General features: G+C 65.0%; 21 protein-coding genes and 1 pseudogene. 10 read left to right on the forward strand and 12 right to left on the reverse strand.

What is annotated here, in order from left to right; genetic code table 11:
- The first annotated feature begins 19 nt into the window (after positions 1 to 19).
- The 8 genes from ACLIVD_RS22100 (at position 20) to ACLIVD_RS22135 (ending at position 7304) form a co-directional block, all read left to right on the forward strand.
- Positions 20 to 892 carry an alpha/beta fold hydrolase gene (locus ACLIVD_RS22100; protein WP_491930677.1) on the forward strand — a complete coding sequence of 291 codons (873 nt, stop codon included), beginning with the start codon at positions 20 to 22 and terminating at the stop codon, positions 890 to 892.
- A gap of 332 nt (positions 893 to 1224) precedes the next feature.
- On the forward strand, positions 1225 to 2205 hold the full coding sequence (locus ACLIVD_RS22105; protein WP_491930678.1) for an ABC transporter substrate-binding protein: 981 nt from the start codon (positions 1225 to 1227) through the stop codon (positions 2203 to 2205).
- On the forward strand, positions 2202 to 3092 hold the full coding sequence (locus tag ACLIVD_RS22110) for an ABC transporter ATP-binding protein (protein ID WP_280780161.1): 891 nt from the start codon (positions 2202 to 2204) through the stop codon (positions 3090 to 3092). Before ACLIVD_RS22105 ends, ACLIVD_RS22110 begins: the two co-directional genes overlap by 4 nt.
- Positions 3089 to 3922: an ABC transporter permease gene (locus tag ACLIVD_RS22115; RefSeq protein ID WP_491930679.1), complete on the forward strand. Its 834-nt coding sequence runs from the start codon at positions 3089 to 3091 to the stop codon at positions 3920 to 3922. The genes ACLIVD_RS22110 and ACLIVD_RS22115 overlap by 4 nt, the downstream gene beginning before the upstream one ends.
- 226 nt (positions 3923 to 4148) lie before the next feature.
- On the forward strand, positions 4149 to 5159 hold the full coding sequence (locus ACLIVD_RS22120) for an NAD(P)/FAD-dependent oxidoreductase (protein WP_317568891.1): 1011 nt from the start codon (positions 4149 to 4151) through the stop codon (positions 5157 to 5159).
- Between the two features lie 2 nt (positions 5160 to 5161).
- On the forward strand, positions 5162 to 5482 hold the full coding sequence (locus ACLIVD_RS22125) for a DUF362 domain-containing protein (RefSeq protein ID WP_280780158.1): 321 nt from the start codon (positions 5162 to 5164) through the stop codon (positions 5480 to 5482).
- Complete coding sequence (locus tag ACLIVD_RS22130) at positions 5482 to 6321, forward strand: alpha/beta fold hydrolase (protein ID WP_283335010.1); 840 nt, start codon at positions 5482 to 5484, stop codon at positions 6319 to 6321. Before ACLIVD_RS22125 ends, ACLIVD_RS22130 begins: the two co-directional genes overlap by 1 nt.
- Positions 6322 to 6410: 89 nt before the next feature.
- Positions 6411 to 7304: an IclR family transcriptional regulator gene (locus ACLIVD_RS22135; RefSeq protein ID WP_283335011.1), complete on the forward strand. Its 894-nt coding sequence runs from the start codon at positions 6411 to 6413 to the stop codon at positions 7302 to 7304.
- Positions 7305 to 7328: 24 nt separating this feature from the next.
- Here the strand turns inward: ACLIVD_RS22135 and ACLIVD_RS22140 are convergent, their stop codons facing one another.
- The 5 genes from ACLIVD_RS22140 to ACLIVD_RS22160 all read right to left on the reverse strand — a co-directional run bounded on the left by ACLIVD_RS22140 (position 7329) and on the right by ACLIVD_RS22160 (position 14191).
- A complete protein-coding gene (locus ACLIVD_RS22140) occupies positions 7329 to 8873 on the reverse strand; it encodes an AMP-binding protein (RefSeq protein ID WP_491930680.1) in 1545 nt (514 codons plus the stop codon).
- 40 nt (positions 8874 to 8913) lie between these two features.
- Positions 8914 to 9858, reverse strand: a complete 945-nt coding sequence (locus tag ACLIVD_RS22145) for a quinone oxidoreductase family protein (protein ID WP_317568894.1) — start codon at positions 9856 to 9858, stop codon at positions 8914 to 8916.
- Positions 9859 to 9912: 54 nt separating this feature from the next.
- On the reverse strand, positions 9913 to 12255 hold the full coding sequence (locus tag ACLIVD_RS22150; protein ID WP_491930682.1) for a CaiB/BaiF CoA-transferase family protein: 2343 nt from the start codon (positions 12253 to 12255) through the stop codon (positions 9913 to 9915).
- 132 nt (positions 12256 to 12387) lie between these two features.
- Positions 12388 to 13368 (reverse strand): ABC transporter substrate-binding protein, encoded by a 981-nt coding sequence (locus ACLIVD_RS22155; RefSeq protein ID WP_491930683.1) that lies wholly within the window; start codon positions 13366 to 13368, stop codon positions 12388 to 12390.
- Between the two features lie 31 nt (positions 13369 to 13399).
- Positions 13400 to 14191, reverse strand: coding sequence for an enoyl-CoA hydratase/isomerase family protein (locus tag ACLIVD_RS22160; protein ID WP_491930684.1), 792 nt, complete (start codon positions 14189 to 14191; stop codon positions 13400 to 13402).
- Positions 14192 to 14723: 532 nt separating this feature from the next.
- Between ACLIVD_RS22160 and ACLIVD_RS22165 the strand changes: the two genes are divergently transcribed.
- On the forward strand, positions 14724 to 16328 hold the full coding sequence (locus ACLIVD_RS22165) for a carboxylesterase/lipase family protein (RefSeq protein ID WP_477956736.1): 1605 nt from the start codon (positions 14724 to 14726) through the stop codon (positions 16326 to 16328).
- A gap of 392 nt (positions 16329 to 16720) precedes the next feature.
- Here the strand turns inward: ACLIVD_RS22165 and ACLIVD_RS22170 are convergent, their stop codons facing one another.
- Positions 16721 to 17365 carry an RES family NAD+ phosphorylase gene (locus tag ACLIVD_RS22170; RefSeq protein WP_477956734.1) on the reverse strand — a complete coding sequence of 215 codons (645 nt, stop codon included), beginning with the start codon at positions 17363 to 17365 and terminating at the stop codon, positions 16721 to 16723.
- Positions 17366 to 17992 (reverse strand): hypothetical protein, encoded by a 627-nt coding sequence (locus ACLIVD_RS22175; protein WP_491930685.1) that lies wholly within the window; start codon positions 17990 to 17992, stop codon positions 17366 to 17368.
- A 154-nt stretch (positions 17993 to 18146) separates the two neighbouring features.
- On the opposite strand from ACLIVD_RS22175, the gene ACLIVD_RS22180 reads away from it, so the two are divergent.
- Positions 18147 to 18722, forward strand: coding sequence for a hypothetical protein (locus ACLIVD_RS22180; RefSeq protein ID WP_491930686.1), 576 nt, complete (start codon positions 18147 to 18149; stop codon positions 18720 to 18722).
- 157 nt (positions 18723 to 18879) lie between these two features.
- Here ACLIVD_RS22180 and ACLIVD_RS22185 read toward each other — a convergent pair.
- The 5 genes and pseudogenes from ACLIVD_RS22185 to ACLIVD_RS22205 all read right to left on the reverse strand — a co-directional run.
- Positions 18880 to 19053, reverse strand: a pseudogene (locus ACLIVD_RS22185) (YidH family protein); the annotation flags it as partial.
- Between the two features lie 151 nt (positions 19054 to 19204).
- Positions 19205 to 21220 (reverse strand): hypothetical protein, encoded by a 2016-nt coding sequence (locus ACLIVD_RS22190; RefSeq protein ID WP_283335020.1) that lies wholly within the window; start codon positions 21218 to 21220, stop codon positions 19205 to 19207.
- 35 nt (positions 21221 to 21255) lie between these two features.
- Positions 21256 to 22527 (reverse strand): ATP-grasp domain-containing protein, encoded by a 1272-nt coding sequence (locus ACLIVD_RS22195; RefSeq protein WP_164061463.1) that lies wholly within the window; start codon positions 22525 to 22527, stop codon positions 21256 to 21258.
- Between the two features lie 106 nt (positions 22528 to 22633).
- A complete protein-coding gene (locus tag ACLIVD_RS22200) occupies positions 22634 to 23491 on the reverse strand; it encodes a response regulator transcription factor (RefSeq protein ID WP_283335021.1) in 858 nt (285 codons plus the stop codon).
- A gap of 73 nt (positions 23492 to 23564) precedes the next feature.
- Entirely contained in the window at positions 23565 to 23879 is a 315-nt protein-coding gene (locus ACLIVD_RS22205) for a hypothetical protein (RefSeq protein WP_283335022.1), read from the reverse strand.
- Positions 23880 to 24025: the final 146 nt, after the last annotated feature.

The raw sequence follows: 24025 nt of genomic DNA on the forward strand, positions 1-24025 counted from the left end.
CCCGACAAAGGACGAACACATGACAATCTGGAACGAACTCGCCGGACTCGACTTCGCGGTCAAGACGGTGGACGCAGCCGGAGTTCCCACCCGGTCGCTACAGGCCGGCGCGGGCGAGGAGGCAGTGATCTTCCTCCACGGCACCAGCGGTCACCTGGAAGCCTTCGCGCGTAACATCGCCGCACATGCTCCGTACTACGAGTGCCACGCGATCGACATGCTGGGCCACGGCTACACGGGCAAACCGGATTACCCGTACGAAATTGCGCGCTATGTAGACCATCTCGTGAATTACCTCGATGCGGTCGGGCTGGACAAGGTCCACCTCGTCGGAGAATCGCTGGGCGGCTGGGTTGCCGCGTACCTCGCAAGTGAGCAGCCCGAGCGAGTGCTGTCGCTGCAACTGCTCGCCGCCGGAGGCACCGTCGCAAACCCCGACGTGATGCAGCGCATTCGCACTTCGACCACCAAGGCCGTCCAGAGCAAGGACATCGAACTCACCCGTGCCCGGCTGCACCTGCTGATGCACGACCCGGTCAACGCCACCGAGGAACTGGTGGAGGCGCGGCACCGGATCTACCACCAGCCCGATTTCGTCGCCAACATTCACAACCTGCTGTCGCTGCAGGACATGGACACGCGTCAGCGAAACCTGCTCCGGCCCGATCGGCTCGCACGCATCCAGGCACCGACACTGGTCGTATGGGGCCACGAGAACCCCTTCGGGGACGTGCCGGAGGCCGAGAAGATGGCCGCAGACATCGCCGGTGCGCAGCTGCAGCTGTATCCGGAATGCGGCCACTGGCCCCAGCACGAGCAGGCGGCACTGTACAACCCGCTGAGTCTGGAGTTCCTGGCGAAGGCGTCCGAGCGCGTGAAGAGCGTCGTCTGACCGGAGCCGACAGCACGAAACCGTGAAGCCGGCCGCGTCCTCGAGCGCGGCCGGCTTCGTGCATCGAAAGTCGGTCAGCGCCTTCGGCGGCCTGACCGACCGTGCCATGTAGTTCAGTCCCCGCCCGGCGACCGCACTCGCCGGAAACGCCGATGTGTTTCCTTTGCGTTTCGAACAAGCCGCACCTACCAGCCACGATGTTCCCGCGCGGGTAAGTTCTGCGGCCTGGTCCGCACGGTGGACCCGGTTGATTCACGCCCCACCGAGGTGCCGTTAAGTTTTCACCACAACCCCACAAATGAGGTCCAGATCACAATAGGAGGTGTACAAACATGGCCTGGCGATCGATACTCGGCAAGGTGACACTTGCCTCAGCGGCGGTGGTTCTCACGATTTCGACCGGGGCGTGCAGCCGCCCCGCCACGCAGACCACCGCCGATTCCGCCGGCGGTCCGCTCCGGATCGCCGTGGGCATCGACGCGTCGTACGCGCCCTTCTTCGTCGCTGACCAGGAGGGCATGTTCGCCGATGCCGGCCTCGACGTCGAGCTGGTCCAGTTCGGCCGGGGTGGCGAAGCCGTCGACGCGCTCGCGACCGGCCAGGTCCAGCTGGCCGGCAGTTCGGACACCACGACGATCGCGCAGCTACGCCAGAATCCGTCCCTGCGGGCGATGTACTCGTACGAGGTGTCCGGCGACTACCTCAAGGTGGTGTTGCGTAACGGGGTCGACTCGGCCGCTGACATCCGCAAGATGGGCATCGTCCCGGGGCTGAGCCAGATCTCGACCGACAGATACCTCCAGGCCAACGGAGTTCCTGCCGGGTCGGTCGAGACGGTCTCCGCCACCCCCACGGACATGCCGGCGCTCCTCGACCGGGGTGACATCGACGGATACGTCCTGTGGGAACCGTGGCCGGCCACCGCGCTCGCGCAGGGCAGCGGGCACATCACAGCAGTCACCGGTGACTTCGACTGGTTCTACCACCACTGGGCGATCACGACCGAGCCCTGGCTCGACCAGAACGAGGGCACCGCCCGTGCGGTTGCCCGAGTGCTCGTCGACGCCACCGCGCGGGTGGAGTCCGATCCTCGAACCGCAGCCGCCGCGACCAGGACTGCCGTCAACGTAGCCGACGACCAGACCGTCACCGCGGTCGACGAGATCAACTTCGGCGTCGAGAACCTGACCGACAAGAGCATCGAGACCGCACAGTCGATCGTCGACTTCTACAAGAAGATCGGCGTTCTCTCCGAGCAGCCGGATCTGGCCTCGGCCATGCTGCTCGATTGGTACCAGGAGGAAAATAAATGACCGTCCCCACACGCGGCACAACCGCCGTCCCCAGCGGCGGCACGACCGCCGTTGCATCGGGCGGCCCAGCCGCCGCGCCCAGTCCGGCCAGAACCGTCACCGGCGTCCCTATCCAGATCCGCGATCTGGGCATCAGTTTCGGAGCCGCCGAGATCGTGTCGGGAATCGACCTCGAGGTGCGACCGGGCGAGTTCGTGTGCCTGCTCGGCCCGTCGGGGTGCGGCAAGTCGACACTGTTGTCCGCGATGGCCGGCTTCATCGAGCCCCGCGCCGGCGAGATCAGGTGCGACGGCGACGAGGTGAACGGAAGCAACCCACACGCCGGCATGGTCTTCCAGAGTTCCGAGGCCCTGTTCGAGTGGATGACCGTGACCCAGAATGTCGCCTACGGACCCCGGATGCACGGGGCCGGCAAGGCCGACCAGGCGCGCATCGCCGCCGAGTACCTCGCGATGGTCGGTCTCCCACACGCCGGCAAGAAATTTCCGGCACAGCTGTCGGGCGGTATGCGGCAACGCGTACAGATCGCGAGAGTCCTGGCCAACCAACCGTCTCTGGTGTTGATGGACGAACCCTTCGGCGCACTCGACGCCCAGACCCGGCAGGTCCTGCAGGTCGAGCTCGACCGAATCTGGCGGCACACCGGGTGCACCGTCGTGTTCGTCACACATGACATCGACGAGGCCTTGACGCTCGCCGACCGTGTCGTTGTGATGTCGGCCGGACCCAAGGCGCGAATCAAGAGCATCTACGAGGTGCACGCACAGCGCCCACGGGACAGGGCGCACCCCGACGTGATCGATATGTACGAGAAGTTGCGTGACGACATCCGCGCCGAGGTCGTGGCCTCGCTCCGCAATCAGGGCATCGAGGAGGACCAGCTATGACCGCAGCGGTACAGAACACCGTCCCCACCCGCGGCGAACGAGCGCAACCGGCCCGAACGAGACGCTCGAGCGCAGGTGGGGCCGCCCTGCGCACGGCGGCGCTGTGGGTCGCTTCCGCGGTCATCGGCCTAGGGGTGTGGTCATTCCTCGCCTGGTGGTACGGACCGACGACCATCGCCTCCCCCGCTCAAGTCGTCACAGCAGCAGGGGAACTGGCGGAAAGCGGTGTCCTCTGGACATCGATCTGGGCGTCGGCCCAGCGCATTCTGGTCGGGTGGAGTCTCGGCGTCGTGATCGGTGCCCCCGTCGGCATTCTCATGGGCCGCGTCAACCTCGTGCGTCAACTGCTCGACCCGTATATCGAATTCTTCCGTTTCATCCCCCCGATCGCGTTCGTGACATTGGCGGTGGTGTGGTTCGGCATCGGTGAGACGTCCAAGATAGTGCTGATCTTCTACACGTCGGTGTTCATCGTCACCGTGAGCACGATCGCCGCGACCGTCGCGATCAGCGAGAACAAGCTGCAGGCCGCCGCCAACCTGGGGGCAGGCAAACTGCAGATCATGAAAACCGTGGTGCTGCCGTCGTCGGTGCCGGGCATCGTCACCGGCGCCCGTCTTGCGATGGGCAACAGCTTCCTGACCATCGTCTCCGCCGAGATCGTGGCGGCCGACCACGGCATCGGCTCGATGATCTGGCAGGCCCGGAACTACGGGCGCATCGACTGGACATTCGTGGGCATCTTCGTGCTCGGGATCATGGGCTTTCTGTTCGACCGTGTCCTGAGGGTGTTGTCGGGCCGGTACCTGGCGCGGTACGGCGTCAAGTAGTAGTCCTCGTGCCTGCCTGTGCACAGAGCACCGGGTAACGAGTCGTCGGACAACTCCGGCGTCGATGGAACAGAACTACAGGCGGGTCCACCGGCGTTTCTCCTTCGCCGGTGGACCCGCCTTTTCCGTGTTCGTGTCCGTTCCTGTCAGCGGCAGGAATGAACACAGTCTGCTGACCGGACCGGTTTCATTTATCCGTCGCGGCAACATGATTAGCGTTGCCGGCATGAACGCTTCGCTCAACGCGTCGACCGGCACGGACCTCGACGTCGACATTCTCATTATCGGTGCCGGCCCGGCCGGTCTCTATGCTGCGTACTACGCCGGATTCCGCGGGCTCCGGGTCGCCGTTCTCGACGCTCTGTCCGAGCCCGGTGGCCAGGTGAGCGCGATGTACCCGGAGAAGGCGATCCTCGACATCGCGGGTTTTCCATCCGTGAAAGGGCGAGATCTCGTGAATGGATTGCTGGCGCAAGCCGCACCGTTCGATCCGGCATATCTGCTCGGCGAGCAGGCCCGGACGCTGGATCACGCCGAGGACGGACGTGTCATGATCGGGACGAGCAAGGGACGCACCGTCACCGCCGGCGCGGTCGTGATCACCGGTGGGATCGGGACATTCACGCCACGCCCTCTGGTGAAGGGGCTCGATTTCGTCGACCGCGGTCTCAGCTACTTCGTGCCCGACCTGTCCGCGCACACCGGTAAGGACGTGGTAATCGTGGGCGGCGGCGACAGCGCCTTCGACTGGGCGGTCCACCTCGAGCCGATCGCATCGTCGGTGACCCTGGTGCATCGTCGCGACAAGTTCCGTGCACACGCGGCGACGGTGACGAAGGTCCGTGAGAGCACTGTGCGGATGCTGGTCAACGCGGACATTGCCGAGGTCCGTGGCAACGGTTGGGTCGCAGAGGTGGACGTCGCGCACAAACTCGACGAGACCACCACGACGTTGCCGGCACAAACTATCATCGCCGCTCTAGGATTCACCGCCGACCTCGGGCCGATGACCGAGTGGGGACTCGAGATCGATTCGCGCAACATCGTCGTCAATACCCGAATGGAGACCACCGTGCCGCGCGTATATGCGGCCGGCGACATCACCGACTACCCGGGAAAGGTCCGGCTCATCGCCGTCGGATTCGGTGAGGCCGCGACCGCGGTCAACAACGCCGCGGCCGTCCTCGACCCGGATGCGGAAATCTTCCCGGGCCATTCCACCGAAAAGGAGAGCTGACAATGGCATTCGTCATAGGCGAAGCGTGCATCGACTACATGGACCGCTCCTGCATGGAGGAGTGCCCGGTCGACTGCATCTACGAGGGTGAGCGCAAGCTCTACATCAATCCGAACGAGTGCATCGACTGCGGCGCCTGCGAACTCGCCTGCCCGGTCGAGGCGATCACGGTGGATCGGAAGGCAGACCCCGATTTCAAGGAGGACGCGAAACGTTTCTTCCTCGAGGTCCTGCCGACCCGGGCGGAGCCGGTCGGCAATCCGGGCGGCGCCGCGAAGATCGACGTCATCGGCGTGGACACCCCCATGGTCACGGCCTACTGATGGCGATACGGTTCGGCTACGCCGACACGACGTTCGGACAACTGCACTATGCGGAATCGGGCAGCGGCCGGCCGCTCCTCCTGCTGCATCAGACCCCGCGGTCCTGGGACGAGTTCCGCGAGTTGATCCCGCTCCTGGACGACGAGTTCCGGGTTCTCGCCCTGGACATGGTGGGGTTCGGAGCGAGTGCGCCACTCGCTCCGCCGCAGACGATCGAGTCGTTCGCCGACGCCGCCTGGGAGTTCCTCGACGCCGTGAACGCCGGACCGGTGGCGGTCCTCGGACATCACACCGGCGCCGCGGTGGCGATGGAGATGGCCGCCGGCCGCCCCGGTGAAGTCGATGCTGTGGTGCTGTCCTCCTGCCCGTGGACGGAGGGTAACAACCGCAACGGCGAACCGGATTCGGGAGTCGTGGACCGCGCCGTCCGCGAACCCGACGGCAGCCACCTGCAGACCCTGTGGAACCTGAGACGACCGTATTACCCTTCCTCGGCAACGGATTTGCTCGACCGCTTCCTGCGCGACGCCCTCGCGCACGGTGTCGACCCCGCCGAGGGACACCGTGCCTGCGCTCGTTACCACATGGCGGACCGCATCGAAGCGGTGACGGCGCCGGTGCTGCTGCTCGCTGCCGGCGCAGACCCGTTCTCGATGCCCCACCTACCGACGTTGAGGAAACAGTTCACCGGAGCGCGGGTGGTGCTCGAGGAGGTGATCGAGGACGGGACCGTTGCGTTGATCGAGCGAGAGGCACCGCGGGTAGCCGCGGTGGTCCAGTCCTTTCTGAACTCACCGGCCGTGCGGGTCGCGTCCGAAAATTTGGGACGGGTCCGGTGACCGAACCCTGTGGCGTGCGTCTCGCCATTGTTCAGCCCTAGCGTGGCTGTGATCGGGACGAATGCCCCGCCAACAGCCAGGAGGCAGCAGTGACTACAGAGGCGCAGCATTCGGCCGGCCTCGGCCCGGTCGTACCGATCCCCCCGGCACACCGCGTTGCGGGACAGGACATGTCGTCCGTTCTCGGCAAGGCCCGGCTCATTCTCGACGCGTTCGGGAGCGAGCACAGCGACCTCTCGCTCACCGAGCTCGCACGTCGAAGTGGTGTCGCGAAGGCGTCCGTGCACCGGTTGGCCGGCGAACTCGTCGAATGGGGACTCCTCGAGCGGGCGGGCACGAAGTACCGTTTGGGCCTGCGGTTGTTCGAACTCGGGCAGCTCGTCCCCCGGCAGCGCATCCTGCGTGACGCCGCCCTGCCCTTCATGGAAGACCTGCTCCTTGCAACGCAGGAGACGGTGCACTTCGCGGTTCGGGACGGCATCGACGTGCTCTACATCGAGAAGATCGTCGGTCACCGCGGATTGCAACAGCAGTCGCGGGTGGCGGGCCGGTTGCCGCTGTACTGCACCGCGACCGGGAAGATGATCCTGGCGTTCTCGCCGCAGGCGGTGTTCGACGAAGTGATCGAGCAAGGATTCACCGCTCTCACCGCCCGCACCACGATGTCGGTCGCCGTCCTGCGCCAGCAACTCCACCGCATGCGCAACGAGCAACTCGCAGTCGAAGTCGAAGAGACCCGCATCGGCTACATGAGTGTTGCCGTGCCGGTGTTCAGCGGACCCCGGACCCTCGCCGGAGCCCTGTCGGTAACGGGTCCGACGGCGCGGCTCAACGTCAGCCGGGTTGCCGGCGCCCTACGAACCGCGGGCATCGGGATCTCCCGAGCACTTCACGCGATGCGCTGCGCATACTCGGCGACCGACATGGCCGGCGCCGAGGCATGTACGCCCGCGATGTGCTCGTTCAACGGGTGCGGCCGGTAACCGGTGGTTCGAGGCGGCTGCCGGTCACCGGGGCGGGACGGCGTCGGCATCCCAGGTGCCGCGGCCGACCCCACGCGAACGGAGTACCTCCTTGCGGACCTTGCCGGTCTCGGTCAACGGCAGTTCACTGACGAAATCGATGAACCGCGGCAGAGCAAAATACGCCAGTTGTATTGCCGCATGGTGCCGTAGGTCCTCGGGGCTCGACTGCATTCCTTCCCGGAGTACCACGGCGGCCATCACTTCGTCCTCGGCGAGTTCCGACGGCACCGGAAAGACCGCGACCTGCGCGACCGCCGGATGCCGCGCCAGGGCCTCCTCGACCTCGGCGGAGGAGGTGTTCTCGCCGCGCCGCCGGATGACGTCGCGGACCCGATCGACGAACCGATACCACCCGTCGGGTTCCCGGACCACCCGATCGCCGGTGTAGATCCAGTCGCCCGCCATGCGGGGAGGCTCGGACAGGTATCCCGTGGCAAATCCTCCGGGAAGGTCTGTGCGGACGACGAGTTCGCCGGGCAGGCCGTCCAGGACGGTGGCGCCGGCGTCGTCGACGACCTTCGCGTCGTAGCCGTCGCGCACCGTTCCGAGATAGCCGGGTCGGCGATCGCCGGGCACAGTTCCGAGAACGAGATTCGTCTCGGTGGTGCCGTAGCCGTCGACGAGTTCGACGCCGAAACGCTCACGGAAGGGAGCCCACAGGCGGGCCGGAGTCGCCGGCGCCAGGGCGCGGGTGGCGCGGTGCTTCTTGTCTTCCACGGCGGGTTCCCGGCCGGTGAGCATCGCGACCATCGCACCGAGCAGGTAGATCACCGTGGCGTCGCTGTCGGCCACCTGCGCCCAGTATCGCCGCACCGAGAAATGTTCACCGAGCACAAATGTTCCTCCCGCAACCAGCGCCTGGAACAGTGTGTTGAGCGCATTCGTGTGGAACAGCGGAAGGCCGTTGTACAGAACGTCGTCGGGTCCCAGCCCCAGGGAGGCTCCCACTCCTGCGCCCCACCACAGTGATTGAGCATGAGGGCAGCGGACCCCTTTCGGTTGCCCGGTCGTCCCGGATGTGAACAACACCGCCGCCGTGTCGAGCGCGGTCACCGCGGGGTCGGCCGCTCGTCCGGGGGTTCGGCTGTCTCCCGGCCCGGGAACGGACGAAGTGCCGAGTATCCAGGATTCACCAGTGAATCGCGTCTGCCGGAGCCGGGGCAAAAAGGTGGGCTCGATCAACAGGTGGCCCGCCCCGGACTGCTCGAGCACGCTGTCGAGGGCGGCGCCACGCAGTGCTGTGTTCAATGGCACCGTGACCGCTCCGAGCCAACTACAGCCGAGCAGCAGATCGATCAATTCGATGCGGTTGGCGCACATCGCGGCCACCGCGTCACCCCGGCCGATCCCATGTCTGGACAGCGCCTCGGCCGACGTTGCGGCTCGCTGCACGAGTTCGCGATAGGACACCTCCACGTCCCCGGCCCGGACGGCGAGATGATCGCCCCGCTCGGTGGCACGCTGAACGAGCAGGGACGGAATCGTCATCGCCGCCGGCAGCGGCAGAGAATCGGATTCGGGCGTCACGGTTGTCACCTTCTTTCGGCGAACGAGCGATGGCGGCCGGTCACGGTACGACGACCGCGCGGCCGGCGACCTTCCCTTCACGCATCATCTGCAGCGCAAACGCGATGTCGTCGAGCGGAAACTCCTGAACCGCCATGCCGATCTCGCCGTCGACGAGGCGCCGAATGAGGTCGGGTGCGAGTTCTGCCTGTCGCGCACTCTTGCGAATCATGTTGACCGGCAGCAACTGTACATCTTTGAGCAGCCAGTTCGGCAAATCGATCGTGAGTTCGGTCCCCAGCGTGTAGCCGATCAGTGCGGCCCGCCCGCCAGGTACGACGCGCTCGAGCAGGTACGGCAGCGAGTCGCCGCCGAGGGTATCGACGAGCACGTCCGCCACTGGATCGGGCCCCAGCGTGTCGGCCAGTTCAGATCCACGGCCGACAACCGGTCGGACGCCGTCGGGGACGAGTGGTACCTGGTCGGCTCGCGGCACCACACCGATCACGTCGGCGCCGGCGAGGAGCGCGAACTGTGCAGCCATGGACCCGACCGCGCCGGCGGCGCCGGACACGACGACCCGCTCACCGGCGGCGACGCGGGCGATGTCGTGGACCGCGACGAAACCGGTTGTGCTCGGGAGAAAGAACGTGGCCGCGATCGCCGGTTCGAGGGCCGAATCGAACGGGGTGAACACCTTGTCGGCGGCCACGAGGTATTCGGCCCAGCATCCGGGCTTGAAGAGGCCGACTCCGCCACCCCGGACCAGCACCCGAGTACCGGCGTCGAAAGTATCCGATTCGATCACGGTGCCGGCCCCGTCGGTGCCTCCGACGTGTGGCAGGGCCGGCTTGATGTCGAAGTTCCCGCTGCCGACGGTGAGGTCGAGGTGCCCCAGCGCCGCCGCGTCGATCCGGACGAGGGTCTGTCCGGGTTTCCGGGTCGGCACCTCGACGTCGTCGATGATCGGGTCGTGTCCGAATGTGTGAAAGCGGGCTGCACGCATGTTCTGTCCTTCGGGAGTGCTGTCGAGTGGAAAAGCCTGATCGAAGTGACCGGCTCAGGTGAGGACCGAGTCGGCTCGCAGCCGCGCAACGGTCTCCGCGGAGTAACCGGTGACCTCGCGGAGCACGGCATCGGTGTCCGCGCCCAGCACCGGCGCCGGTTGCCGGATCGTGACGGCTTTCCCGACCCGGATCGGAGCGCCCTGGTGGAGAAAGGCTCCCGCACGGGGATGGACTGCGGGCACGTAATAACCGCGGGCACGCAGATGCGGATCGGCTTCGACGAGGTCCCGCCCGTTCTGCACGGACCCGGCGGGGACGCCCGCCTGCTGGAGTTGCTCAGCGACGAGATCGGCAGGCCGCGGCGACGTCCATGCCGTGATCGCTGCCGCGATGTCGGCTTCGTGCGCCCGTCGCGCCCCGGGCGTGCGGAAACGCTCGTCCGTGGCCCATCGCGAGCGGCCGATCACCGCGCACAATCTGGTCCAGTCCGCGTCGTCACGAACGGTGACCGCGCACCAGCGGTCGGGTCCGAGGCAGCGGAAGACACCGTGCGGTGACATGTCGGGATGAGCATTGCCGAGCGGAACGGGAAGCTGTCCGGCGCCCGTCGCCTGCACGACACTGGTGCCCATGTGTGACGCCATCGCCTCCAGTTGGGAGAGATCGACGTGCTGACCGCGGCCCGTGCGGCCTCGGTGCTCGAGGGCGGCGAGAACCGCTGCGGCGCCGTGTAATCCTGCAACGATGTCGCCATGACCGTAGATCACTCCCACGACGTCATCGGCACTCCACCCGGTGAGAGCGGTCAGTCCGGTGGCCGCGGAGACGATGTCCGCGTAGGTGACCCAATCGCGTCGCGGTCCGGTGTGGCCGGTCCCCGACATGGAGACGTACACGATGTCCGGACGTAAGGACCGCAGTCGTTCGTACCCGAAGCCCATCTTCTCCATCACCGAGGAACTGAAGTTCTCGACCACCACGTCGGACTGCGCCACGAGGTCGGCGAGCACGGCCAGTCCTGCCTCGGAACGAGTGTCCAGGGTGATGCTGCGCTTGTTCCTGTTGACGTCATTGAAGTACCCGCTGGTGTTCGGATCGTCGTGTGGTCCGCGGGACAGGTGCATGAACGGCGCGAACCGTGTCGGGTCGGGTCGGCCCGACGACTCGACTTTGATGACGTCGGCGCCGTGGTCCGCCAGGATCTGAGTGCAGTAGGGACCGGCGAGAACCCAGGTGAGGTCCAGGACCCGGACGCCCGACAGGGGCAGCAGGTCAGGCCCGGATGCGGTCACGGTCGGTTCGAGGACTTCGGGTTCCGGCTCGTAGAGGAGGAACTGGTGCGCACCGATCGGCGGGACCGGCAGGGCCCGGGTCCTCCCTCCTTCCGGGAAGGGGAAGGAGAAGCCCAGATCTCGTACGGTGGACCCGGGCTCGTCGACGTCGACGAAGAAGTCGCGGGCCTGGAGTTGGGGGTTGGACAACAGTTCGTCCGGTCGGACGACGGCGGACCACGGCAGCTTGCGTTGTTGCGCCGCCCGCGCGAAGTCCTCCTTCGGCCACTTGTCGAGGAAACCCTGCAGCACGGCGAAGATGTGGTCCTGGTGCTCTTTCCGCTCGACGGGGTCAGCCCATTTCGGGTCGTCCAGATCCTCCTGGGCACCCTCCTCGACCAGCCAGGAGACCAGCGCGTCCCACATTCGGGGACTTCCGCCGAGCCCGCCACCGACATAGCCGTCGGCGGCCCGGAACAGGCCGTGCGGTACCAACGGGTGCACCCGGCCGGGTCGGTCCGGGACGCGATCCTCGTGGAGATAGGCCAGGGCGCCGGCCTCGAGGCCTGCCGCCACACATTCCTGTGCGGAGACGTCGATCAGGGGGACCGGGCCCTGACGCCGCGACCGGAGTCCGAGCAACACCGCGATCGCGGCGTTCACCCCTGCCAGCTGTTCGGCTTGGCCCTGAGGTAGAGACAGCGGGGGCCCAGCAGGTTCACCCACTTGAGCGAGCATTCCGCCGAGGGCCGCGAGCGTCAGGTCGGTGGCGCACCACTGGCGGCGCGGACCGTCGACGCCGAAAGGTGTGACTCGTACGTGAACGACCGATCCCGGTGCCAGCTCGATCGGCTCGTCGCCGACGGCGCTGCCATCGAGGTAAACGTCCGCCCCGGCCACCAGGTGCGCCAGTTCCGCACGGCCCACGGCTGTCTCGACGTCGATCGTGACGGATTTCTTTCCGGCGTGCCAGTGCGTGAATGCGTGGCCGTCCAGTTCCCGTCGGGTCGGATCGCCCTCCGGCGGTTCGATCAGAACGACCTCGTATCCCAGTCCGACCAGGATGCGGCCGGCGAATCGGCTCAGCGGGCTGGACAACTCCACCACGCGAATTGCGCTTTCCACCAGAAGGACTCCGTTTCATTGTTCCCAGCGGGCGTCCGCCCGTTCACTGGAACCGAACCTACGTCGCGTTCTCGTACCAGTGAATCGATCTGTTCTGCTGACCGAACCGGACGGACGCGCCGTCGCCGAGGGTCATGCCGGGGGTTGGTTCACGTGGGCTGTGACCCACCCACGGAGCAGAACGCGCGAGGTATCGACTTCTCCTGTGATCTTGCCCTGGCCTCGGAAGAAGGTGACCAGTTGATTCGCCCGTGCCACGTCGTCGTCGGTGAAGTCGCGCACTCCGAAATCGATCTGGGAGACGGTCCGACGGGCCTCGGCCGGATCCATCTGGATCGAGTCGGAGATCGCCTTGGCAGCCCGGTCCGGGTCGGCATCGGTAATTGCAGCAGCCTCGGCGATCACGTCGAAGACCCGGGCCGCGACGTCCTCGTTCGCCGACAACCACGAATCGGACGCCAGGATCCACTGTGAATACTTGGCGCCGTAGTCACCGGTCGTCGCGACGACACGACCGCCTGTCCCCACGGCCTGCTCGACCCACGGATCGAACGACAGGAATCCGTCGATGTCACCGCGAGCGAGCAGCGCCGGTTGCTCGGGTGGACTGGTGTTCACGAGCTTGACCGATGCCGGATCTCGTCCGAGGCTCCGCAGATACAAGTCGGTGAAGTAGAGCCCGATACCGGGGAACACACCCATCGTCTCGATGTCCTTCGGCTCCACACCCTCGCGCAGGACCACCTGGAAGTAGCGGTCGGAATCCTCGAACACACCGAGCGCGCGCAGCGACGGATTCGCGGCCATGACGGTGAGCGCCGTGGAGTCGGCGTTTCCGGACAATTCCGAAGTCCCTGCCACCACGTTCTGCGCGCCGGCCGCTCCGCCTTCGGTCTGCATCACCTGAACGTCCAGTCCGGCGTCGTCGAACATGCCCTCGGCGTCGGCCAGGAAAATCGGCGCGTACGACGGGTCGACGCCCACGGAGATGCGGATCAGCCCGCTCCCCTGCGCTGCTTCGGTCGCGGGCCGGGTACAGGACGTCGAGGCGACGGTGAGGGCCGCCAGTGCCGCGACGGCGAGAAACGCTCGCCGTCCGATCGAGTGTGTCATGAGCATCCTTCGGGTGAGGTGACGAGCAGGGTCAGCGACCAGTGAAATGCGGCGGTCGCTTGTCGAGGAAGGCTTGTAGACCCTCGGCGGCGTCGGCCGTGCGAATGAGGTCGAGAACACCCGCAAACTCCGCGTCCAGTGCCTGATCGAGTGGGAGTGTCCGCCCCGCTTCGACCACCCGCTTGAGCAGGCCGACAGCGGCCGTCGGTCTCGCCGCCCACTCGGCGGCGAGACGGTCTATTCGCGCGTCGAATTCGTCGTCGGGTACCACCTCGTCCACCAAGCCGATCCGCCTGGCCTCGTCGGCGGACAGGCGCCGACCCTCCATCATGAGGAGCTTCGCTCGATGCGCGCCGAGCAAGCGGGGCAAGCGCTGACTGCCGCCGGCCCCGGGAAACAGTCCGAGGCCGATTTCCGGGAACCCGATCGACGCCGACGCCGCCATCACCCGCACGTCACAGGCCAGTGACAACTCCGCTCCGCCGCCGAGTGCGTGCCCGTTGAGGGCTGCCAGCACGGGTTTCGGAGCGGTCTCGAGGACCTGCTGCACCTCGATCCAGGGCCGCATCGCGTGCTGCGTCTCCTCCGACAGTTCGCGCATCACTCGGATGTCGGCGCCGGCCACGAAGAAGCGTCCCGTTCCGCGCAGCACGATGCACCGCACGTCGGTGTTCGCCGCCAGCGGCTTCAGGGTGTCGAGCAATTCCGCTATCAGCGCAGGATCGAAAGCGTTGGCAGGCGGGCGCTCGATGCGCACGACCGCCACGGCGTCGGCCACAGCGGCATGGACCGACGCGGCGAGCGGAGGGAAGGAAGGCGTCATCTGTACTCCATGGGTCGGTCGACTGGAACTGAGAATTCGAGTATCGGTACCCGCGCGCCCCGGCACACCTCCAACGGTCCGGTAGGCGAACCCGCAACACGAAACCGGGCCGGGGACGCGAAGCATTTCGCCGAATCGCATGGACTCTCCGTCTCGACGCCTGAGAAACGGGGATGTGTCGCCGGGGCGCTGGCGTCCGGTAGTCAACGCCGACTATGTCTTTCGCAGATCTCCCACATTCATTCAGGTCAGCCTTTCGGGTCCGTCTACCGGGACGGCCTTGTTGCGCCGTATGCCTCCACCTGCAGATACTTGGCTGCCAGCGGCGAGGGCTTCAAGCCTTCCTGTACCTGCGAAGTCTCGGGGTGAGCCTGCCGCCGTGAAAACGATCGGTACCAGCATTCCCGAGCAATCCGCCCTACTCGCCCGTGGCGACATCGGCGCCTTCATTTCGTTCGACCAGGCAATCATCTGACAATCCAAGGAGATTTGGGTGAGCGTTAGAACGCGACTGTTCGCGAAAACAACTATCGTGCTGGCATTGACGGCGGCCCTGACAGGTTGCGGCACACATGCGGGGCCCGAGCATGCAGCTTCACGCTCACAAGCAGAATCGGACAGTCATTCGTTGGTCGTCACAACGAAAACTGGTGACGTAGAGGGGATATCAGCTGGACAGGTGGACCAGTTCCTCGGCATGCCTTATGCGGCCCCACCCGTCGGCACCCTGCGGTGGGAGCCACCCGCACCGACGCCGACGTGGGACGACATCCGTTCAGCAGCGGAATTCGGCCCGAGGTGCTATCAACCGGTGAGCAGTGGCAGCAACGATGTGTCTTATGGCGAAGATTGTCTGTATCTGAACGTATATACACCGTCCGAACGAACTAGAGGGCCCCTCCCGGTCCTGTTCTGGATTCACGGAGGTGGCTTCATGAGTGGTTCGGGAAGCCAGTCAGATGGGTCACGAATCGCGGAAAAGTTCAACACAGTCGTTGTCACCATCAATTACCGACTCGGCGCCTTCGGCTTCCTCCAGCTACCTGGGGCCGATGACGGCACCACAGGCAACTTCGGACTCCTGGATCAGCAAGCAGCCCTGCACTGGGTTCAAGAGAACATCGCAGGCTTTGGCGGCGACCCCAGTCAAGTCACAATTGTGGGCCAATCTGCCGGAGGACACTCGGTTTGCGCCCAACTCGCGTCGCCGACAGCGAGCGGTCTGTTCCAGGGCGCGATCATCCAAAGCGGCGGATGCCCCAGCCACTCAACTGAAGAAGCCCAGGCCGACGCCGCCTCGTTCGCTGTTTCGACAGGCTGCTCCGAACCCGGCGACATGGCCCAGTGTCTACGTTCCAGATCTGGTGACGAACTTCTCGCAGCGAGCACGAATTTCGGGGGAATCCTCACAGGCCCTCTGCCCATCGTTGGGGGCCCCGAACTTCCGATTGCACCAGACGCGGCGATCAAGTCTGGTTCGTTCAACAACGTCCCCATCATGATCGGAGAGACACGTGATGAAACCCGAGGCTGGGCAATCCCTTTCGCAGACGTGACCGAGGACCGATACAAGCAGGAACTGCAAGAAGAATTCGGACCACTTGCACACGCTGTCGCCGACCAGTACCCATACTCGTCATTCCCGAGTCCGTACGGTGCAGCCTACGCACTCAGTACGATATGGAATGACAGCAGTGTGTTCTACGGGCTCGGAGGATGCCAATACCTGACGCTGGCGAACGAAATGGCTGTCCACCAGCCACGAGTCTTCTTCTACAGGTTCGACGACGAGCACGCGCCAACACGCGAAACCAAACTCCCCGATTTCAACGTAGGAGCAGCGCATTCCACCCAGCTGCCGTACCTGTGGGGCGGGGAATTGGCGACGCGGTTCACTCCAGAACAGCAGCAATTGTCGCAAACGATGATGGCCTATTGGGCAGGATTCGCCGCGCACGGCAGTCCCACTGCTCCCACTCAGCCCGAATGGTCAGCGATCGGTGAGGGCAAAATCATGGTTCTGGATTCAGGCCCCAACACACGCACCGTCAGCACGGAGCAGTACGCAGCGGACCACCGGTGTGGATTCTGGAACGAGCAGAACTACAACTGGCTCCCCACCACTCCCACCGCCTGAGGTTCGTAACAACACTCTGGTTACCGTCACGCCGAGGCCCGCAGCGTTCTCACACGTACCGGGTCTTGCCATGGAAGGACGCAGGCCAGCACCGGGAGCGTCGTCGTGGGTCACCGGCGGGTGGATCCACCTCATAGAGGCCGCTACAACCGTGCGCGGCCGGGGCGGAAACCCACATCATCCGTAGTGGACTCAGATGCAGGGTTTCCGGTTGTCAATACACCATCCGAATGATGAGTTGCGGACACCGACACGGGACACCGACATACAGTCCGACCGGACGTGTACCGATCACTTCCCTCCGCCGACGGAAGCGCGTCCTGCAATCGATGTCGTTCCGTCACGGGACATGCGCCGCGTGCCCAACCGGTTCGCCCACGTGCGTCGCAGCGTCAGGTGATGGTGTAGCCGAGCTGATAGGCCGCGCTGTCGATCGGCCCGGACAACCCGGGATGCGACAACGGCAGCGACAACGCCGGCAGCGCAGGAAACGCGTCGGCGGCGCGTTCGGTGATCGCGATGCAGACACCGCCGGCGAACCGGCCGCGGTAGGCGATCCCATCGAGATCGTCATGGGCCCGGTGAATGGTGCGGGCCCAGTGCTGGGTTCGGCCGTGCGCGGCGGAGTCGAGGGCGTGGTTGCCGCCGACCCGGGTCACCCACGCCCCCTCCCCGATGCCGGACACATCGAGCAGTCTCACCGGGCGGATAAATCGCAGCCCGGTCAGATACGGGTCGCCGCGGTGCCGGTCGATCACCCGGGAACTCTGAAACGCCTCGGCCAACCCGCCGCGGGGACTGGAGGCGCCGTACCAGATGCCGTAACCGGGATGCTCGGCCCGCGGGGGTGGGTGGTGGTCGAACCGCAGGATCGGCCCGAACGTGCGCAATCCATTCCACGGCAGCACGTGGGTGCCGGTGGTGCGATGCACCCGCCACACCACCTCGGCCGGTTGCCAGTCGATCACTTCCTCGCCGCGCAGGCCCGCATCACGAAGGTCGGCGATGGTGGGGGGCGTCGGCAGCATCGACCCCATCTATGCCGATTCCCATTCGGCGGCGGTGATCACGTCTTGAACCTGTTCGATATCGGCGGCGGTTCCGGCGCTGCCGGTCAGCCACGCCACGATCGACACCGGCCGGCCCTCCACGGTCAGGGACGGTTGCGGGAGGGTCAGCAATGCCTGCACGGTCAGCGGGTGCAGATCCTTCGCCAGCAACGGCATCACCCGGTCGAGGTGCGGCACCGCACCGGTGTCGGTGAACTGGGCGGGCGGCAGCAATCGGTTGCGGCCCGACTGGAACGCCCACAGGGTGCCCTCGCCGAGGCGTTGCCGGATCCGGGCCGCGGTCACCCCGAGACGGTCCGCGGCATCCGCGATCGACAGGGAGTGGCGGACCAGTTCCTGCATGCGAATGTCGCGGTCCACCCGTGCGGTCGTCGCCGCGGCCGGGTCGTCGACGAACCCGGCCCGATCGAGCAGGGCTGTGTCGTGGTCGGACAGCGGCGGTGCTGCCGGGTTCCGGCCGGACAGGCTGTGCAGTATCTGGGCGAAGAACTGGCGTCCGAGGTCGGTACCGGTCACCTCCCGCAGCGCATCCTCGAAACCGAGATCGCCGCGCAGGTAGCGGGCTTCGGTGCTGGCATCGGCGGGCTCGTTCATCACACCCACCCTTCACTTTCACCGATTATCGGGCACAAATTCATGATAGCGGGAACTGGTTGGGGTCGCTACCGCGCCCCGCGGCGGAGCCCTCGGGTACGAAGTCGACCCGATGTCACCAAAACAATGCCAATCAGTCGGTTTTTCCTGCACGATGCACCCAGCACCACCCACCCGACGAACAGGACCACCACATGCGCACGACCGCCCGCACACCACACTCCTCGCCGCCGCGGCCATCCCCCTCGCCATCGCAACCGCCGCACCGGCATCAGCGGCCGAAGCCACCGACGTCACCTACGCCTTCAGCGTCACCGGATCGACCGTGACCAACACAATCACCAACAACACCGGCGCCACCATCGGCTGCACCACCTCCCTCGCCGCCGCACCCGGCGGCGTACTCCCACCGCTCGACGACATCATGCGCAGCGGGCAGTCCCTATACCAGCAGGACGACATACCACCTGGCACCACAACCCAATCGGTCACCGACGTCCCCGACGGCTCCTACGTCGCCCTCGCCTCCTGCGGACGCGAAGGAACCGACCCCGCCATGTGGGTCTCCAACTACCCCGGCATCGAGCAATACCTGGTCCAGTTCCCGATGACCGCCTACACCGTGCAACAAGCCTCCACCGTCGTCACCGTGCCCAGCGTCGACCCCGCACCACCCGCCGCCGCACTCGTCCCTGACCTCAGCGAACTAGGCACCCTCTTCGGCAGTTGAGCTCACCTGCCCGAGCCGGCGGACCCGGCGGCGCCCACCCAACTGTGGGAGCCGGCGGACCCGGCGGCGCCCACCCAACTGTGGGAGCCGCCGCCCCGCACCGCCAGCAGATGCGACATCGATCCTCCTGCTCGGACCATGCGTCACCGTGCGCAGCGGAACCCGCGAGCATTCCGATCACCAGCACCGTGTGGACCGTCGGGCCGACCAACTCGGCCCCAAAGGCTTGGAACCCTACGGCGGCCGCGAGAAGCCCTAGCGACGTCCGGATCCAGGCCAGAAACGTCCGCTCGTTCGCGAGGGTGAAACGTGGATCCGGATCTGTACCCACGCGGAAGGCTCGGGGTCGCCATCTGCCCGCACGAACCTAACTCGAGAACAGACACGGCGTCAGCAGGCCGGTGAGCGCACGCCAAAGAGGCTGATCCGTGCACGCCCGGGCATCGTCCGGACCGGCACCATGATTGCGGCGTGAAGTCGAGTCAACAGTCTGCGTGTGTCTCGAGTTCCGGCAGCCGATCCGCACCCCAACTGCGGTGGATGTGCCCCACCACGCGATCGAGCTCGCCTCGGGTGACCCCAGCTACTTCGCCTGGCTCCAGTGGATCGAAGTGGAATATGTACAGCCGGGAGGCAAACTGCTCGAACGGTAGCGAAGATTCGCCGAATCTTTCGCCTTGACCTGCGGTGCTCACGACGACGCCGTCACCCCAGTCCTGTCCGCTGTCATTGTTGGGGTTGTAGAAGTAAACGCGCATCACCTCTTGCGGGTCCAAATTGACCCGCAGCACGGTGATCGCATGCCAGCCGATGAATCGGGCGGCGCTGTCGGTGACAGCGATACCGGCCGGTTGGGGGTGAATGAGCGGTTGGTTGCCGTTGTAGAAGGGGTGATAGCTGGCATAAAAATGACGAAGGAACTCGTCGAGTTCGGTCAGTTTGCCGGTTGGCACGTCCACGTTGATACGGAACCCGCGGCCCGACCACCAGCCGTGGAACTCCGGGTTGACCCAGCGGTGCGGGTCGCCTTCGCGGTCGGCGCACCGCCTCCCCATCTCCGCGTAGATGCGGTCGAGGTGCGGCACGACGAGCAGCGATACCGGGTCGAGGTCGACTGGCAGCACGGTCGCAACACCGGACGCACTGTCGCGAGACGAAATCGGTTGCCCTTCGAAATGCATGACGATCTCGTCGTCCCGTGCCGCCCACACCAGGGTTTGGAGCAGGTAGTCCGGATCGTTGTACGCCCACATAGACAGCGCCCTCGCCGACTGGCACGTCGGGTTGTCGCCTTGTCCCACTCCCAGCGGCAAGCCCAGGATCGACAGCATTCCGGACAACAGCCAAGCCCGAGCGTCCAGCGTCGGCCCGAAGGTCCGGGTCAGGCGTTGCCGCGAATACTCCGACAGTGGTTGCGCCAGTTGGCGCCACATGGCGGGGGCGACGGCCGGTTGATAGAGAATGCCCCGTTCCAGCATCAACGCGAGACCGTAGATGCATTGGGCGGTCTCGATATGGACCGCATTGTCGATGAGGCTGCGCACCAGGTCGTGGTAGCAGAGCAGGCAGTCGCGGCCGGTGCTGGACAGCCCCAGGGCTTCCCCGATCAGGTACTCCCCTTTTTCGAGCAGGTACCGCAGCAGTACGGCGTGGTACGGCGAGACCAGTCCGGTGTCGTGCATTGCGCGCGCGAATCCGGCCGCTTCGTACTGGAGGCCGCTGCTGTCCATTGCTTCCAGGCGACTGCGGTAGACATCGACGCCCGGGTCTTCCCGGCAGGCATCCGTTGTGCCGAAAAGACTGCTGATCAGACGATCGGCGCCGACCCCGCTGGCACCCGGTTCGATGTCCGGACTGTTCCTGTATACGGCGATCTGTGTGATCATCTGCTTGACCTGATCGACCTGTATTGGCCGCTGCCGCAGGATCCTCCAGATCTCCTCCACGAGGTGTTCGAGGATGTTGTCGTACCCGACGCCCTGTCCCAGATGACGGAACAGTGCCCGGGTCGCCTGCGCCAGGCGTCCCTGTTGTTCACGCTCCGCTTCGCTGGGGGGCGTCAACAACAGCGACATGTTGACGGCCAGGACTTGCGAAAGATGGTGCCTGGCTTGCTCGGCGGAGATCAACGGGTGCGCATACTCGCCCTTGGCGACGGCCAGCAGGCGCAATTCGTTGACGGCCTCCAGTACCACCGTGTCCGCATTGGCGCTGCTCAATGCTCCGGTGCTCAGCGCCGGGATGAGAATCTGTGGTTCGGCCCAGTCGGTGCCGACGAACAGGCCCGCTTCGTCCAGGTCCGCCGCGCGGGCCTGCACCGCTGCGGCGCCCCCCGGCTGCAATAGAACCAGACGCAGGGCGTCCAGCACCGGGCGTAGCTTGACGTGTTTACCGAAATCGCGGGTCACTGCCAACGATCGGGTGGCATCGTCGAGCCCGGCCAGACGTTTCTCCAACGTCGTGCTGTCGGTATTCGTATCGCTGCTGGTCGATTTCAACCGGGGATCCTCACGTATGAACGGACCTGCTCGACTCAAACGTAGAAGTCGAGTTCTTCCTGTTTCTTCAGTAGATCACGCATCTCGTAGGGATCGTCACCGAAGAAGTGGAGGAGTCCCCAATGCGTGCCGAATGCAGTTCGCTTGGTGACCGTCTCTTCCAATGGCGCTGTGAGCTCGTGGGATTCGAAATAGATGTGGTCCTCGGTCTCCTCTGGCATACACAGTTGGCTGACGACGCGTCGTCGTGGATAGACACCGAAACAGCCGGCATGCCCCTTGGCGTCCACCACTTCCTTCGGGAAGAAGTCCTCGATTTCTTCTTCCGTCGTCTTGGGATCGAATGCCAGCACCAGGCCCTGATATGCGTTGAACCCGTAGGCACGTTCCAGCAACTCGAACACCTTGAAGCCCGGCGGACGGTACGCGACCTCTCCGAAGTACATCTCTCCGTCGCTGGTGACGAAGTACTCGGGATGAACGAACCCGAATTCGATGTCGAAGGTCTTGATCAGTTTCTCGATCTGACGAGTGATCTCCGGACGGTACTTCTCCAACTCCGGTGTGGCCGGGACGAACACGGAGTATCCGAGGGTCACGTACTCCGAGATGTTGAGGAAGCGGATCTTTCCGTTGTGAATCCATGCCTCGACTGCGAACTCCCACCCGTCCAGATGAGACTCCATCAAGACCGGGAACTCCTCGTCCGGGATGGTGTCGACCTCATCCGGGGTGCGGATCACCCGGTGCCCGAGACTGCCGGCCTTGTCGAAGGCTTTGAGATGGATCGGATCGTTCGGGTCGCCGTCCAACTTGAGCAATGTCTGGTTGACTCGCTTGAGGAATCGGATGACGTCGTCGCGTTCGTGGGCTTCCTCGAAGATTCCCACGCGGATGCCGCCGAGTTGGGCGCGACGTTTCATCAAGGCCTTGTCGCGCAGCAGCAGAGACTGGCCGAAGAGTCGTGGATTGTCGAGAAGAACGGAGTTGATCGCGCCCGCCCACTCGACGGTCTCCTCGAACAGTGGGATCGCGACGTCGACACCTTTCGCCTTCAGCGTCTCGGCGATCTCCATGGAACGATCGTTCAATCGCTCGAAATTCCACGGCACATACGGAATTCCGTGTTCCTTGCAATAATCTTCGGCCCAATCGGGCGCGACGACGAGATATCGCCTGTCGAAACGGTCAACAGCTTCGATAGCATTCAAACTCCAACCCAGAAGGGCGACATACCCTTTCTCCGGGTTTCTGGTTTTCGATTCGGGCTTCGATACCGACAACTCTCTGCTCCTCTCGAAAGGCATTCGGAACGCATGAGCGGGCAGACGAAATTCGGGCGTGGCCGCAGCGTCGTTGACAGCGCGGTAACGCTCGATTGCGTCGATCTTCACCGCATCCATGCAGTGAAGGCTACCTGCAGGCGGTTTTCGGCCCGTTCCCACACCGGTTCAGTGCCGTCTCACACCGGCCTGACCAGCCGAGACGTCGTTTGGGTTGTTTCAGATCGATGCACGGGGTGTGCTCGGTGAGAGGGGTATCGATGCGGCGGTGTCGGTGTGTGTGGTCACTGCATGGCAGCAGGCGGTGACTACGTTGTGGTGTAAGGCACCACCTGGTTGCCGCCGATGCGTCCGTTTTCCAACGGCCGAGGACGTTTCCGCTCTCGTCGAAGACGAACACCAGGGTCCGACCACGGAAGGTTTCGACCGCGCGGTCGCCGAGCGACACGGTTCCTACTGCATTCGAGGGCAGTGTTTCGATGTTCGCATCCGTGTACTGCGGTGCGGTCCTGCAGGAGGCAGCGGCCATCATCACCGCCACCAACGCCGCGACGTGGGGCACAGAATTTTCTCTGCGTGTTTCGACGACCCATGCCGCGACCTGTGCGTGTGAAGTGAATCCCAACTTCGTAAGTAGGTGTTCGACATGCCCCTGAGCGGTGCGAGGGGAAGTTTCCAAGCGAGCAGCGATCTCCTTATTCGTCAGGCCCTCGGCAATCAGATCAGCAACCTCCAGCTCACGCTTTGTCAGGTGTGCGGCGGGACCGCAAGGGATCGACTCCGGAGGATGAAGTTGCTCACCCAATGCGTAGGCGACCGCGGCGTCGAAACCTAACGCCGCGCCGTCACGATGCGCAGATGCATAAGCCTCCGTACTCGAGGCACGCTGCGTCGCGCCTTCACAGGCTTTCTGGTACTCACTCAAATTGGGCAGTACGACAATCGCGCTTCCCACAGACCAGCTGAGCTTCTCCGATGCCAGATCCATGCCAGCGCTTGCAGACACAGGCTTGCGTTGAACCGGTCGTTCACTTTGAGGTCGATTTGCAGCGCCTGTTCGACTAGCTGGACGCCTCGTTCACGATCGCCGCGTCGCCACACGTCGACCGACACTCCGGGACGATGGGGGTCGACTGGAAGTATCCCTTCGGGGCGAATTCGAGCGTTGTCTCCAGCTCCATCGAAGGATGAGCCATCGCGCCCGTGACACGGGCGATGTCCGACCAGCGCAGCCACCGCGTATGCCCGCTGTCGTCGACCGACTGCACCGGGTGCAGCACGCGGCCATAAGCTTCGAACCGGGCGGGCACGAGTGAGACCACCGTGGTCTTCCGCATCACCTCGACTCCGTCGCGAACCCAGTACCCAGCTGGCATGTCGTTCCGAATCCTGCCATTCGCTTGCCATACAGCCAGTCTCCGCGGGCGGCCGAATCACCACACGTGTTTGCAGGAACCCGCACCGGGACGAAGTGACGTCCCAGAGCATGCTGGCGGCAGTCCGCCTTCGTTCCGTAAGCGGA

This window comes from Rhodococcus sp. G6(2025), assembly GCF_058628105.1.